1 protein-coding gene is annotated in these 403 nt (G+C 45.7%); it reads left to right on the top strand.

Annotation, left to right across the window (positions count from 1 at the left end):
• Positions 1 to 223: cytochrome-c peroxidase (locus ABDH49_09050; protein ID MEN3047098.1), on the top strand; the 223-nt coding region annotated here is incomplete at its 5' end.
• Positions 224 to 403 lie beyond the last annotated feature (180 nt).

Here is a 403-nt window from a genome sequence, read left to right as displayed (position 1 = left end):
AGAGAGAACTTATCCCTATTTCCACGATGGAAGTGTATGGAAGCTTGAGGATGCGGTAAAGATAATGGCAGAGACACAGCTCAACAGAAAGCTAACCGATGAAGAAACCCGTTACATAGTTGCCTTTCTAAAATCCCTAACAGGTCAGATACCAAAGCATGCTCTTGAATTACCCATTTTACCGGCTTCAACCGCCAGAACACCCAACCCTTCCCTCAGATAACCCTCAAGCCCCGCCCCGGGGCTTATGATATATGGGAATGTATAACCGAACGCTTCTTTTTGGAGAGGGGCTTTTTGAAACAATAAGGTGGAGACCATCCGAAGAAAAGCTGAGGCTTCATTATTACAGGCTTTCAAACTCCGCAAGGTCCTTGAGTATTCCCTGTCCATCCTATGAAGA

The organism is Candidatus Hydrothermales bacterium (assembly GCA_039630235.1).
In the GTDB taxonomy this organism is placed as follows: domain Bacteria; phylum Hydrothermota; class Hydrothermia; order Hydrothermales; family JAJRUZ01; genus JBCNVI01.
Note: the sequence above shows the minus strand (reverse complement) of the source record. Positions and strands in the feature narration are given on the sequence as shown.